The organism is Lysobacter arenosi, assembly GCF_016613475.2.
Taxonomy (GTDB): Bacteria; Pseudomonadota; Gammaproteobacteria; order Xanthomonadales; family Xanthomonadaceae; genus Lysobacter_J; species Lysobacter_J arenosi.
Window position 1 is genome coordinate 1 of record NZ_CP071517.1, and the last position, 13,337, is coordinate 13,337.

The window sequence follows — 13,337 nt, forward strand, 5'->3', positions numbered from 1 at the left end:
TAACCGCGCCCATCTTGGCGCCATGTGATTGCCGGCGCCGACCGTGAAGATCGGCGCCATGGGCCGGAGGACGGCCGCCTTGAGGGCTACCTCAGGCCGGTGCTGATGGCATCGACCATCGCATCCCGTCCGCGCAGAGGCGGGCGAAGTGTCAGCACTCGATCACGTTGACCGCAAGGCCACCGCGCGAGGTTTCCTTGTACTTGTCCTGCATGTCACGGCCGGTGTCACGCATGGTCTTGATGACCTTGTCGAGGCTGACCTTGTGCTTGCCATCGCCGCGCATCGCCATGCGGCTGGCATTGATCGCCTTCACCGCGCCCATCGCGTTGCGCTCGATGCACGGGATCTGCACCAGGCCGCCGATCGGGTCGCAGGTCAGGCCGAGGTTGTGTTCCATGCCGATCTCGGCGGCATTCTCGATCTGGCTGGAGCTTCCACCGATCGCGGCGGTAAGGCCGGCGGCGGCCATCGAGCAGGCCACGCCGACTTCACCCTGGCAGCCGACTTCGGCACCGGAGATGCTGGCGTTTTCCTTGTAGAGGATGCCGACCGCGGCGGCGGTCAGCAGGAACGTGCGCACGCCCTGGATGTTCGCGCCCGGGCAGAAGCGGTCGTAGTAATGCAGCACCGACGGAATGATGCCGGCCGCGCCATTGGTCGGCGCGGTGACGACGCGGCCACCGGCTGCGTTCTCTTCGTTGACCGCCAGCGCGTACAGATTGACCCAGTCCAGCGTGGTCAGCGGATCGCGCATCGCCGCTTCCGGGCGCGAGGTCAGTTCGGCGTGCAGCGTCGGCGCGCGACGCGACACGTGCAGGCCGCCGGGCAGCGTGCCGTGGGCACGGATGCCGCGACCGACGCAGGCCTGCATCGCCTCCCAGATCTCGTCGAGGCCGGCGTCTATCTCTTCCGGCGTGCGCCAGACCTTTTCGTTGGCATACATCATCTGGGCGATGCTCAGGCCGCTTTCACGCGACCGCGCGAGCAGTTCGTCGCCGGAGCGGAACGGGTAGGGCTGTTCGGTCTCGTCGGCGACGATGCGATCTTCGGCCGCTTCGTCCTGGTTGACGACGAAGCCGCCACCGACGGAGTAGTAGTCGCGCGTGGCGATCACGTTGCCGTCGGCATCGAAGGCGGTGAAGCGCATGCCGTTGGTGTGGAACGGCAGCTTCTGGCGCTTGTTCATGATGAGGTCGTGCTTCTCGTCGAAGCCGATCTCGTGCTGCCCGTGCAGGTTGATGCGCTTGTTGGCGCGGATGCGTTCCAGCGCGGGCGCGATGATGTCCGGGTCGATCTGGTTGGGCAGGTGGCCTTCCAGGCCCATCAATACCGCCTTGTCGGTGCCGTGGCCGCGGCCGGTCAGGGCGAGCGAACCGAACACTTCGGCGCGGATGCGGGCGGTGCGCTGCAGGTCGTTGCCGGCTTCACCGTTGCCGCCTTCGACCAGCCAGCGCTGGACGAAGCGCGCGGCGGCGCGCATCGGGCCGACGGTATGGGACGAACTCGGACCGATACCGATCTTGAACAAGTCGAAACTGCTGACGGCCACGTGGGGCTACTCCGGCGGGATGCGCGCTGACAATCCGGCTATTCTACGCGCCCCGGCAGGACGGCCCGGCCATACCCTGCCGAATGCCGATGCCCGGAACAGTGAGCGATTGCCAATGCCCCATTCCCAGCATGATTCGATCCCGGCGGCCGCTCCGGCGCTGACGCTTTTCCAGCGCGACGATTGCCATCTGTGCGATCTGGCGCTGGAAGTGCTTGCGATGGCGCGCGTCCCGGAATTCGAGACCGTGTTCATCGACGACGACGACGGCCTGGAGCAGCGCTACGGCGTGCGCGTGCCGGTCCTGCGCGACGAGGGGCGTGGCATCGAGCTGGACTGGCCGTTCGACCTCGAACGGCTGCAGGCGTTCCTGGCCGTGGAAACGCCGGCGTAGGAGCGAGCTTGCCCGCTCCCGTGGAGGATTACTTCGCCGGGGCGAAGACGACCTTGGTGCTGATCGCCACTTCGTTCGGGATCAGCGCGGTATCGGCCCAGTCGCCGGTGCCCACGCCGAAGTCCAGGCGCTTGACCGTGGCCTTGCCGTTGAGGACCGGCTGCGCGCCCGGGGTCCAAGTGAAGGTCAGCGTGACCGGCTTGCTGACGCCGCGCAGGCTCAGTGCGCCGTCGGCCGCGTACTGGTTGCCACCGAGGCTGCGGAACTTCGTCGCGGTGTAGCGTGCCTGCGGGAACTTGCCGGACGCAAAGAAGTCGCTGCCCTTCAACGCATCGTCGCGGTCGGTATTGGCCGTGGTCGCCGATGCCAGCGGGATGCTCACGTCGAGCTTGGCGGTGGCGAGCTGCGCCGGGTCGAAGCTGAAGGTGGTGACGAAACCGGGGAAGCGGCCGGTGAACACTTCGCCTTCGTACTTGCTGGCGAAGGTCAGGGATGAGCCGGCAGCCTGCTGGTAATTGGCGGCGAACGACGGTGCAGCCACCAGCAGCGCGGCGGCGGTCGCGGTGGCCAGGGTGAAGCGCCTGATTGCTAGGATCGACATCAACGGATCTCCGGAACGGGGGAGGAAGCGCGACGCCGGCCCGGGAGCATCCGGGACAAGGTGTCGTCGCGCTGGAACAGGTGGTGGTACAGCGCCGCCGCCGCGTGCACGGCAACCAGCGCGATCAGGATCCAGAACAGCCACTCGTGCCAGTCACGCACCAGCGGCTGCAGTTCCTGGCTGGGCGAGGCGATCTTGGGCATCTTGAACAGTCCGAACCAGCGCATCGGACGCAGGCCGCTGACCGAGTCGTAAAGCCAGCCCGACAGCGGCACGGCGAAGGTCAGTGCGTACAGCAGTCCGTGCGTAACGGTGGCGATGCGATGCTGCCAGTGCGGTGTTCCGCTCACCGCCTTCGGCGCACCGGCGAACAGGCGCCACACCAGGCGCAGCACCATCAACGCCAGCACGGTGATGCCGAACGACTTGTGCAGGTCGTAGACCCAGAAATAGCGCGGCGACTTGGGCAGCTCGACCATCACCAGGCCGATCACGCCAAGGCCCAGGATCAACAGCACGATCAGCCAGTGCAGAAGCTGGCTGACGGAGCCCCAGCGGTCGGCGGTGTTCTTCAGGGTCATGGGTTCGTTTCCGGAGGGGGTTCCTGGGTGGCCGGCTCCTGTGAGGCCGGCTCCTGCGATGCGGGTTCCTGCGAGCCCGGTTCCGTGCTCGTCGGCTCGGCGGACGGCGCTGCATCCTCGGCTGGAGCCGCGGCCTCGGCCGGCTCGCCCGCGCCGCGGTCGCGCAGCGCTTCGGCCTCGATGCGCAGATCGACGCGATCACCGATCACGTTCTTCCAGGCGGTGATGCCGAACTCGGCGCGGCTGAGCGTGGCCGTGGCCGAGAAGCCGGCGGTGCGGTGGAACGGCGGCAATGGATGGCGTTTGACCGCGTTGAGGGTCACGTCCATGCACAGTGGCCTGGTCACGCCACGCAGGGTCAGCTCGCCACAGACCTTGGCGTGGTCGGCATCGACCGGTTCGACGCTGGAGGAGACGAAGTGCGCCTGCGGATGATGCTCGGCGTCGATCAGGTTGGTCGCGAGCACCGCCTTGTTCCACTTGGCATCGCCCAAGTCCAGGCGTTGCAGCGGCACCTGCACGTCCAGCCGCGCCGACTTCCAGTCGTCGCGATCGAACACCAGCGTGCCGGTGCTGCCCGAGATGGTGCCCAGCGCATGCGAGAACCCGGCATGCTCGACCGCGAACATCACGCGGGTGTGCACCGGGTCGAGCGACCAGGTCTGCGGTGGCGCCGCCATTGCCAGCACCGGCGCGGCACTCAGCACGACGAGCACGCTGGCCAGGCTGAGTGGGCAGATCCTTGGCATCGGGCTGGGGCGCATGGCGGGCGGGTTCCGGAAGGCGAATCCAAGGCAGCGATTCTAGGCGCAGGCGGGTGAACGGGTCGGTGGACCGCCGCAACGGATCGTTGCAGGCGCCGGGCCGACCCCGCGGACTTGCGCTGCAACAGCGCTTCGCCCAGCCTAGCGGCGGGGACAGGAAGCCGGAAAGGGGCAATGCGGACACCAGCAATCCCGACAGTGATGCTTGCGTTGTTGCTGGCGTGCACAGCCCTCGTACCTGCCAAGGCCGCCATCCCGGAGACCCCGAGGCCGCGCCAGATCACCGTGGCCGACGGCTTGCCCTCGAACCGCATCAACGGCATCACCGAAGACCACAACGGCTACCTGTGGATCGCCACGAGCGACGGGTTGGCGCGTTACGACGGCATCGGCTTCCGCATCTGGCGCGCCGAACACGGCCTGCGCGACAACTTCGTCTGGGCCGTCCACGTCGATGCGCGCAACCGCGTCTGGATCGGCACCAGCCAGGCGGGGCTGGCGATGCTGGACGCCGACCGCAAGCAGTTCCGCTATTTCAACCGCAGCAACACGCCTCAGATGGGCAGCGACACGGTGTGGGCGGTGACCTCCACGCCGGATGGCGCGATCTGGTTCGGTACTTCTTTCGGTGGCCTGCATCGCCTCGATGCCGACGGCAAGGTCACGCGTTTCATGCCGCGGCCCGGCGACCCGCGCAGCCTGCCCGATGCCGAGGTCGGGCAACTGGTGGTCGCGCCCGATGGCAGCCTGTGGGCCGGCACCAAGGGCGGTGTCGCGCGCTGGACGGGACGCGACTTCGAGCGCCTGCCGCCGAACGCGCTGAGCTCGCCGCTGGTCAACGGCATCACCGCCGAATCCGACGGCACGCTCTGGTTCGCAACACCGCGCGGCGTCGGCGTGCGCCATGTCGACGGCAGTGTTTCGGCAACGCCGTGGGCGGACGTCGGGATGAAGGACTCGATCCTGCATGTGCTGCTGCGCGACCGCAGCGGCATGTACTGGTTCGACGTGCCGCAAGGGCTCGGGCGCGACGAGCACGGCAAGCTGAGCGTCGTGCCGCTCTACAGCGGCACCGCGCAGGGACTGGTGCGCCCGGGCTGGGTCGGTGCCTACCAGGACCGCGAAGGCGGCCTGTGGTTCGCCAGCAGCAGCAACGGCCTGTGGTATCTGGCGGCGAACTGGCGCCAGTTCGCGGTGATGTCGCGCCGCATCGACGACGCCACGTCGCTCGCCAACGCCCACGTTCGCGGCATCGCTCCTTCCGCCGACGGCGCGATGTGGCTGGTGGGCAGCGGTGGCGTGCTTGACCGTCTCGATCCCGACAGCGGCACGGTCACCCATGTCGTGCGCGATGTCGGCGACGGCTACATCCTTTCGCACGTGCTGGAGGATCGATCCGGCACGGTCTGGGTGAGTTATGTCGGCGGCATCGCGCGGATAGAAGCTGGCACGCACCGGCTGCGGCGCTGGAGCGCGGACGACGAGAACGATCCGGCACCGGCCGGCGAGAGCAAGCTGGTGGAAACCGGCGACGGCCTGATCTGGCTGATCACCGAGGACGGGGTGATGCAGGTGCGCTCGCCCGACGGCCGCATCCGCGAATCGCTGGTTCCCGGTGCCGCCATCGGCCTGGACAGCGACGTCTTCATCGAACAGGCCGGACTCGGACCCGACGGCGCGCTGTGGCTGGCCGGCAGCAATGGCATGTCGCGCTGGAATTCGGGCAAGCATCGCTTCGAGCCGATCCCGGGTGCCGGACGCGACCGTGTCCATGGCTTCGCCGCCGATGCCCGCGGCCAGGTCTGGCTGGCGCGACTGGGCGAGCTGGAGTCCTATCGCTGGGCCGGTGGCACCCTGCAGCGGCAATGGCGCATGGGCACCGACGATGGCCTGCCGCTGGTTGCGGCCGGCGGCCTGAGCGTGGATGCCGCCGGCATGGTCTGGATGTCGAGTGTGCGTGGCCTCACCCGGGTCGATCCGGAGCGGCGCGCGGTGCGCGTGTATGGCGTGCGCGACGGCCTGCCCAGCCAGGAGTTCGACATCGCACCGGTGACAAGCCCGCGCGACGGCAAGATCCTGGTCGGCAGTCCCGAGGGGCTGGTGCTGTTCGACCCGGCGACAGTGCGGCCGAACACACAGGCGCCGCACCTGGTGATCGAGAGCATCGATGCCCGCCGCAATGACCGGCGCATCTCGTACTTCCCGGCGCGGCCGTTCGAGATCCGCCACGACGACCGTGACCTGCGCATCGTCGCGCGGCTGTTGTCGTTCAATGACGCCCGCAATCACGCGTATCGCTTTCGCCTGGCCGGCTACGACAGCAACTGGGTCGATGTCGGCGCGGTCGGCGAGCGCGTCTTCTCGCAGCTCAAACCAGGCCAGTACGAACTGCAGGTGGCCGCGCGCACCGCCGACAACGTCTGGTCGCGGGCGCAGACGATTGCCTTCACCGTGGCCGCGCCGTGGTGGCAGACATGGGCCGCGATCGCCGGCTTCGTCGGACTCGCGGCGCTGCTCGGCTGGTGGGCTGCCGACGCCTACCGTCGTCGCCTCAAGCGCCGTCACGACTGGCAGCTGGCGCAGCAGGAGCGCGAACTGGCCAAGCAGGCATCACTGGCCAAGACCCAGTTCCTGGCCACGCTCGGCCACGAGGTGCGCACGCCGATGACCGGCGTGCTGGGCATGAGCGAGCTGTTGCTGGACACACCGCTCGACGGCCGCCAGCGCGGCTACGTCGACTCCATCCGTCGCGCCGGGCGTCACTTGCTGCGCCTGGTCAACGACGCACTCGACCTGGCGCGGATCGAATCGGGCAGGCTCGAGTTGGCCGATGCGCCATTTGCATTGCATGGCGTCGTCGACGAGGCCGCCTCGCTGATGGCACCGCTGGCGCAGCAGCGCGGGTTGGCGTTCAACACCGACCTCGGCGCGGACGCGCCGGCCGGTCTGCGAGGCGACGCCAACCGCGTCTGCCAGATCCTGCTCAACCTGCTCGGCAACGCGATCAAGTTCACCGAGAAGGGTTCGGTATCGCTGCGCGTGTCGGCGTTGTCGCCGCACGGCGTTCGTTTCGAAGTCGCCGACACCGGCCCGGGCATCAGCGAGGAGCAACTGGCACGCCTGTTCCGGCGCTTCGAACAGGCCGAGGGCATGCGCACCGCCGCGCGTTACGGCGGCAGCGGCCTGGGCCTGGCGATCTGCCAGGAACTGGCCGAGGCAATGGGCGGTGGCATCCGAGTCGAAAGCACGCCGGGCGAGGGCGCGCGTTTCATCGTCGACCTGCCGCTGGTCGAGGCGCCGGCACCGGCTGCGCACGATGGCGGCGATGCGTTGCTGGCTTCCCGCGGCGGCCCGCTGACGCTGCTGCTGGTCGAGGACGACCCGACCGTCGCCGAAGTGATCACCGGCCTGTTGCGCGCGCAGGGCCATCGCGTCACGCATGCGGCGCATGGTCTGTCGGCGCTGACCGAAGCGGCGACGGCGTCTTTCGACGCGGCACTGCTCGACCTCGACCTCCCGGGCATGGACGGCCTGGCCCTGGCCGAGCACTTGCGCGCACAGGGCTTCAGCCGGCCGTTGCTGGCGATCACCGCGCGCGCCGATGCCGATGCCGAACCGCAGGCGACCGCGGCGGGCTTCCATGGCTTCCTGCGCAAGCCGGTGACGGGAGCGATGCTGGCCGGTCTGCTCGAGGGCGTGCCGCGGCGGTAGCAGGATCCGGATAGCGAGGCGACAAGTCAGTCGCGAAGCTCATGGGCCCTGGCTGGAAGTGATCCAGATGAGAGTCCTGATCGTCATCGGCGCCTGTGTCGCATTGCTTCACAGTCTGCCCGTCAGGGCGGACTGCACGCTGGCCTTCGCACCGCCCGAGATCCGGCAGGCCGCCAGCGAGCATTACTACCGGTCGTTCAAGCGTGATGCCACGCCGCCCGGTCGGCTTCCATCCGCGGAGCGGCACGACGAGGTGCGGAATCCAGAGACCGGCAACACGCGATCCGACAACGTCCGCAATCTGGGTGCGCCCCCGTCGACGGACAGATTGCAGCCTTCGCCAACCGCTTCGGGCGAGTAGGCCGCGCAGGCATCTCAACGGCATACTGGGCAGGCGCCTGCGGGCCAATACTTTCCAGGGGAAACCAATTGAAGCCTTCTGCTCGTCGCTTGATGATGCTCGCCGCCCTGCTGGGCATCACCGTCCACACCGTCGGTTGCACGGTGGCCCAGCCAGACCCGGGTGACGTCGCCGTCTACCAGGACCGTCCCTACGTCTTCGGCCATGAAGGCATCCGGCCAGAGGTGCTGACGGAAGGTCGCGACGTCACCTGGCTGTCCACCAACGTCATCTACGTCACCACCGCGCCGCAGACCCTGCACGTGCCGTTCCAGGACCTGTCGTCGATGGACAACATCCTGCTCGACTTCGACACCAGCGTGCAGCTGCGCGTGATCGATGCAGCCGACACGCTCAAGCGCTTCGGGCCGCAGTGGTGGGCGAACAACGTGCTGTCGCCGTACAACTCGATCGTCCGCAGGGCGGTCAAGTCGGAGAAGATGGCGCAGATGATGTCCGACCCGGTGGCAGCCGAAAAGGTCGACCAGGAAGTGACCGACCAGCTGCGCGCGCTGGTCAAGGCATCGGGTATTCGCGTTGAAGTGATGGCCGTCAATCTCGGCAAGGCCAAGCCAAACGACAACGTGCTGGCGCAGATGAACAACACCGCCGCCGAACAGCAGCGCAACCTGACGCTGGTCGCCGCCACCATCGCCGAACAGCAGCGCAAGCTCGAGCAGGAAGCCAAGGCCGACGCCGACAACGCCTACCGCAACAAGATGGGCCTGTCGCCCGAGTTGTACCTGGCCCGACAGCTGGCCGAGATCCAGGCCGAAGCATGCAAGGCGGCAACTGCGTGCTACCTCGTCCCGCAGGGCACGAACGTCGTCGCCAAGTAGGCAGTGCAGTCTCGATCGATCGGCTGGCTGTGACCGAGTAAATCACCACCCTTGGATGCTAAGCGCCCAGCGCAAGCTCACCGCGCAGCGCCTGGACGTGGGCGCGGCCGACCGGCAGCTCCGCGCCATCGTTCAGAACCAGCCAGTAGCGGCTGCCCGAACCCGCATGCAGGGTTCGGACATGGCGCAGGTTGACCAGGTAGGAGCGGTGGCAGCGGACGAAATCGGGCGGCAACACGGCGGTCAGGCTGGCCAGTGATTTGTCGTGCAGTTCGCTGCGGCCGTTGCGCATGCGCAGCTGGCTGTAGTCGCCGTCGGCGCGGATCCACAGCACCTCCGCCAGTTCGACTAGCGCCGTGCCTTGTGCGTGCCAGATGCCCAGATAGCGGGCGCCGCCGGAGCGGTAGCGGCCGACATCCAGCAGCCGGTCGAGTGCCAGGCCGAGGCGCTCGCGCGTGAAGGGCTTGGGGACGAAATCCAGTACGCCATGCTCGAAGGCCTGCAGCGCACGCTCGCGGTGGGCCGAGACCACGACGCAGTGATAGCGTCCGGCCACAGCGCTGCGCAGCAGGTCGAAGCCGTCTTCGCCCGCCAGGTTCAGATCCAGCAGCAGGCCGTCGTAGACGCTGCGCTGGAGCCGGTCGCCGGCCGAATCCAGGTCGGCGACGGCGTCGAAGCGTGCACGTGTGCCTGCCAGCTCGGTGCACAGGCGCAACAGGCGCTGGCGAACCAGCAGCTCGTCCTCGACGATCAGGATGCGCATGTCAGCTCCATCCGGCTGCACCAGCCCGCGCCGTCGGCGCCCTGGACGAAGCGCCAGCCGCGGGGATACGCCGCGGCAAGGCTGGCTTCGATGTAGCGCGTGCCAGTTCCCTGGCCGCGGTGCGGTGCGCATCCGCGTGCGGCACGCAGATCCAGTATCCAGCGGTCGTCCTCGCGACGAACACGCAAGTGGAACGGTTGCTCTGCGCAGGCGACGGCACCGGCATGGGTCAGTGCGTTCTCGACCTTGGCGTGGAGGACACCGGGCGGCAAGCACAGTCCGGTGTGGTCGGCGTCGATCTCGAAACCGATGTTGCGATCCAGGGCCAGGCCGACGATGTCCAGATGGTTGCGGCAAAGAGCGAGTTCGTCTTCCAGGGGAACGCTCTGGCGCGTGCTGCTCTCGCGCAGATGCTCGAACTGCTCGGCCAGCGACTCGACCAAGCGGCTGGCGCGCATCGGCGCCTGCTCGATCAGTTCCTGCAGGCAGGTCAGGGTGTTCATGAGCCAGTGCGGCTGGATGCCACGCTGCAGCAACTGCAGCGAAAGGCGCGCGCGCTCTTCGCGCAACAGCGCGTTGTGCCGGTCCAGTGCGCGCAGCTGCGCCGCATGGCGCAGAAGCAGGAAGCCCATCAGCACCGCCAGGAACAGGAAGTAGGGACCGTCGAGAAACGCGCCGCCGGCGATCGGCAGCGCCAGCGCGCCAGCCAGCACCAGCGTCAGGATCGGCCACCGCTCCTCCTGTTCGTCACGAGCGCGCAGCAGGAGCCATGCGGACGCCAGCAGGCTCAGCAGCAACAGGGCCGCGCCGCGATTATCGAAGCCCGGCAGGAACGCAAGCACCGCCACGAGCGCCGCCAGGAAGGCGACGCGCGCTGCGGTGGACACCGCAACGCAGAAACGACGCGCGATGTAGGCCGGCAACAGGACTGCCGCTGCAAGGTGCAGCAGTTGCAGCGCAAGCAGGCGCGGGCCGTGCCATGGGTAGGTGTAGCCCAGCAACGGTCGCCATGCTTCGACAGCCGGCAGCGCGAGGCCGATGACGCCGAGCCCGAGCAGCAGGCGAGCGCCCGGCACGCGTGGCCGGCCGCGCCGCACGGCCAGGAAGTAAAGGCACGCCGCACCGAGGGCGCCGGTCGCGAGGGCCGCGATCAGCCAGGCTCCGAGGCCATGGCCGTAGATCGACTCGACCGGTCCCACTGCGATGAAGGCATCCGCGCTGCGCGGGCGAAACCACTGATGGTGACTGGACGCGAGCACGACCAGTTCATCCGTGCCGGTGGGAGACGAAGGCGGCAGCACGCGGACGATATCGATCCGGCCGGGTTGCTCTTCATCCGCGGTGCGTCCCACCTGGCCGTTGCCAGGCAGTGGTTGCCCGTTCCAGAAGAGCTGGCTGGCGGCGCGCAACGACAGGCGCATCGCCCGGTCGGCAGCGTCGTGCGCCACCGGTGCAGGCAGGCGCCATCGCAACCAGTAAGGATCGCGCCAGCCAGCCAGTTCGCGCTGGTCGAGGGGGCGCCAGTCCAGCCCATCCGGCGGTCGCCCCGGCAGCGTTCCGTCAACCGCCATCGAGGCCGGCGCCATCTCCAATGCCTGCGCGTACGACGTGCCCGGAGGAGGGGACGCAAGTACCAGCCAGACGGATACAGCGCCGAGCAATACGGCGAGTGCGGTCAGGGAGCGCGAGATCTGCATGCGCCATCGTATCGGCTACGCGGAGACACTGGGCCCCCGCGTGGAGATGTTCGGCGGACGGGCGCGACTCGATCACTACGCAGGAGCGGAAGCTGGCGGCGTGTTGCAGACGCCGTTCCGCTTGCGGCGATCGGTCCGCTCTTCCTTCCACCCGGAGTCCGCCATGTCCCGAGTCTCGATGCTCCTCTCCTGTCTTCGTCGTCCGCATGTGGCGGCGCTGTGCCTGGCGCTCTCATGTGCGACGCCTGCGCTGGCCGAACAAGCCCCCCTCGTTTTCTCGCCTTATGCGTTCGAGACGCGGGGGCACGGCACGATCGCCGCCGAGGCCGCCTTCCTGGACGTGCCGCGCCGGCATGCCGAGCCCGACGGCAAGCGCATGCGCTTGCGGGTGGTGCGTCTGCCGGCGACAGGTGGCGATGGCCGCACCGCGCCGGTGATCTACCTGGCCGGCGGTCCCGGCGGTTCAGGCATTGGCACTGCGCGCGGGCCGCGCTGGCCGGTGTTCGACCGGGTCCGGCGCGAGGCCGACGTATTGCTGCTCGATCAGCGTGGCGCGGGCCTCTCGGAACCGCCGCCGCCGTGCCCGCATGAGCAGCATTTCGACGACGCGCAGCCGATGCAGCGCGACGCTGCCCTGGCCGCGCTGCGCGCCACGGTCGCGCAATGCGTCGCCTACTGGCGAGAGGCGGGCATCGATCTGGGCGCATACACAACTGTTGAGAGTGCAGGCGACATCGAGGACCTCAGGCGCGCGCTCGGTGTGCCGAAAGTGAGCCTGTGGGGCATGAGCTACGGCACGCACCTGGCGCTTGCCAGCATGCGTCTGCACGGCGCGGGCCTTGATCGCGTGGTGTTGATGGGCACCGAAGGGCCGGACGACACGTTGAAGCTGCCATTGGCGGCCGATGCACTGCTGGCGGATCTGAGCGTCATTGCCGCAGGCGCCGGATTCGAGGACCTGACCGGATCGGCCAAGCGCGTGCTCGAGACGCTGCGCCAGCAGCCACGCCAGGGCCGAAGCGTCATGCACGGCGGCAAGCTGGTTACGATCGGCGAGTTCGATGCGCAACTGGTGATGACCGCCTCGCTCGGACGGCGCACGACCCAGCAATGGCTGCCGGCCGTGCTGCGCGAAGCCGAGCGCGGCGACTACGATCCGCTTGCCGATCTCGTGCTGCTGGTGCGCTCGGAGTTCGCCGGGTTCGGCGCCATGCCGCTGGCGATGGACGTGGCATCGGGCCAGAGCCCGCAGCGCCGGGCCCTGGTCGAGGCCCAGGCACGGAAGAGCCTGTTTGGGGACGCGCTGAACTTCCCGTTCCCGCAGATTGCTGACGGCCTCGGGCTCGTCGATCTGGGTGAGGCATTCCGCGGGCCGTTGCGCAGCGATGTGCCGGTGTTGTTCATCAGCGGCACGCTCGACGGACGCACGCCGCCGGCCAATGCAGAGGCGATCAAGCCTGGCATCACGAACAGCACGTCCCTGCTGGTGCGCGGTGCCAGCCACGACAACGAGATGTGGCTGGGAAATGCCGTCATTGCCGGGAACATCGCCGACTTCCTTGCCGGTCGTGACGTGCACGATGCCGTGCTGGAGCTGCCGCCGCCCGAATTCGCCAAAAGCAAGGCCGATCTGCCGGTCGCGCTCCCTCGGTAATGACCAAGGGGTCTACAATCACTCGATGGATTATCAGTTGGTCATCAAGTTCTGGCGCAGGTCACTCGAGGACGAAACATTCCTCGAGACCATCGAGAGTGAGTTGAAGCAGGCATTGGGCGACACCGTCGTACTCGATGGCTACGACGTCAGCAAGAACGAGATCAATCTCTTCATGGTGACCGCGGACCCGAAACAGTCGTTTCGGCGCGCCAGGGATGTCCTGGAGCGCATGGGTCTGGTGAAGGGTGTTTCCAGCGCGTACCGCCTCGTCGGCGGCGCGCGCTTCACCTCGGTCTGGCCGCTGCGCTCCACGCGCAAGTTCACGCTGCCCTAGCGCGCGCTGCCCTAGCGCGTGTAGCGGCAACGGGCGTACCGGGA

The 13,337-nt window shown here is 68.1% G+C and carries 12 protein-coding genes; 6 read left to right on the forward strand and 6 right to left on the reverse strand.

Annotated features, from left to right (window positions below):
- Positions 1-151: 151 nt before the first annotated feature.
- Positions 152-1,552, reverse strand: a complete 1,401-nt coding sequence (locus HIV01_RS00005; protein WP_200604255.1) for an L-serine ammonia-lyase — start codon at positions 1,550-1,552, stop codon at positions 152-154.
- Between the two features lie 115 nt (positions 1,553-1,667).
- Here HIV01_RS00005 and HIV01_RS00010 point away from each other — a divergent pair, with 115 nt between their 5' ends.
- Positions 1,668-1,946 (forward strand): glutaredoxin family protein, encoded by a 279-nt coding sequence (locus HIV01_RS00010; protein WP_200604256.1) that lies wholly within the window; start codon positions 1,668-1,670, stop codon positions 1,944-1,946.
- A 28-nt stretch (positions 1,947-1,974) separates the two neighbouring features.
- Here HIV01_RS00010 and HIV01_RS00015 read toward each other — a convergent pair whose 3' ends face one another.
- From HIV01_RS00015 to HIV01_RS00025, 3 genes are read right to left on the reverse strand one after another with little or no spacing between them, the layout of a single operon-like run.
- The gene (locus HIV01_RS00015; RefSeq protein WP_200604257.1) at positions 1,975-2,547 is read right to left on the reverse strand and encodes a YceI family protein; all 573 of its coding nucleotides are present in this window, start codon (positions 2,545-2,547) and stop codon (positions 1,975-1,977) included.
- Entirely contained in the window at positions 2,547-3,128 is a 582-nt protein-coding gene (locus HIV01_RS00020) for a cytochrome b (protein WP_200604258.1), read from the reverse strand. Before HIV01_RS00020 ends, HIV01_RS00015 begins: the two co-directional genes overlap by 1 nt.
- Complete coding sequence (locus HIV01_RS00025; RefSeq protein WP_200604259.1) at positions 3,125-3,877, reverse strand: YceI family protein; 753 nt, start codon at positions 3,875-3,877, stop codon at positions 3,125-3,127. The genes HIV01_RS00020 and HIV01_RS00025 overlap by 4 nt, the downstream gene beginning before the upstream one ends.
- 189 nt (positions 3,878-4,066) lie before the next feature.
- On the opposite strand from HIV01_RS00025, the gene HIV01_RS00030 reads away from it, so the two are divergent.
- From HIV01_RS00030 to HIV01_RS00040, 3 genes are all read left to right on the forward strand, one after another.
- Positions 4,067-7,603, forward strand: a complete 3,537-nt coding sequence (locus HIV01_RS00030; protein ID WP_245156869.1) for a sensor histidine kinase — start codon at positions 4,067-4,069, stop codon at positions 7,601-7,603.
- Between the two features lie 67 nt (positions 7,604-7,670).
- Complete coding sequence (locus HIV01_RS00035) at positions 7,671-7,964, forward strand: hypothetical protein (protein ID WP_200604260.1); 294 nt, start codon at positions 7,671-7,673, stop codon at positions 7,962-7,964.
- A gap of 95 nt (positions 7,965-8,059) precedes the next feature.
- Positions 8,060-8,842, forward strand: a complete 783-nt coding sequence (locus HIV01_RS00040; protein ID WP_200606242.1) for an SPFH domain-containing protein — start codon at positions 8,060-8,062, stop codon at positions 8,840-8,842.
- Between the two features lie 58 nt (positions 8,843-8,900).
- Here the strand turns inward: HIV01_RS00040 and HIV01_RS00045 are convergent, their stop codons facing one another.
- Together HIV01_RS00045 and HIV01_RS00050 are read right to left on the reverse strand one after the other, a co-directional pair.
- The gene (locus HIV01_RS00045; RefSeq protein WP_200604261.1) at positions 8,901-9,605 is read right to left on the reverse strand and encodes a LytR/AlgR family response regulator transcription factor; all 705 of its coding nucleotides are present in this window, start codon (positions 9,603-9,605) and stop codon (positions 8,901-8,903) included.
- Positions 9,593-11,302, reverse strand: a complete 1,710-nt coding sequence (locus HIV01_RS00050; RefSeq protein WP_207527034.1) for a histidine kinase — start codon at positions 11,300-11,302, stop codon at positions 9,593-9,595. The genes HIV01_RS00045 and HIV01_RS00050 overlap by 13 nt, the downstream gene beginning before the upstream one ends.
- On the opposite strand from HIV01_RS00050, the gene HIV01_RS00055 reads away from it, so the two are divergent.
- Both HIV01_RS00055 and HIV01_RS00060 read left to right on the forward strand, forming a co-directional pair.
- Positions 11,301-12,956, forward strand: a complete 1,656-nt coding sequence (locus HIV01_RS00055) for an alpha/beta fold hydrolase (RefSeq protein WP_245156870.1) — start codon at positions 11,301-11,303, stop codon at positions 12,954-12,956. The two genes, HIV01_RS00050 and HIV01_RS00055, sit on opposite strands and share 2 nt — an antisense overlap.
- A 25-nt stretch (positions 12,957-12,981) precedes the next feature.
- Complete coding sequence (locus tag HIV01_RS00060) at positions 12,982-13,293, forward strand: hypothetical protein (protein WP_200604263.1); 312 nt, start codon at positions 12,982-12,984, stop codon at positions 13,291-13,293.
- Positions 13,294-13,337: the final 44 nt, after the last annotated feature.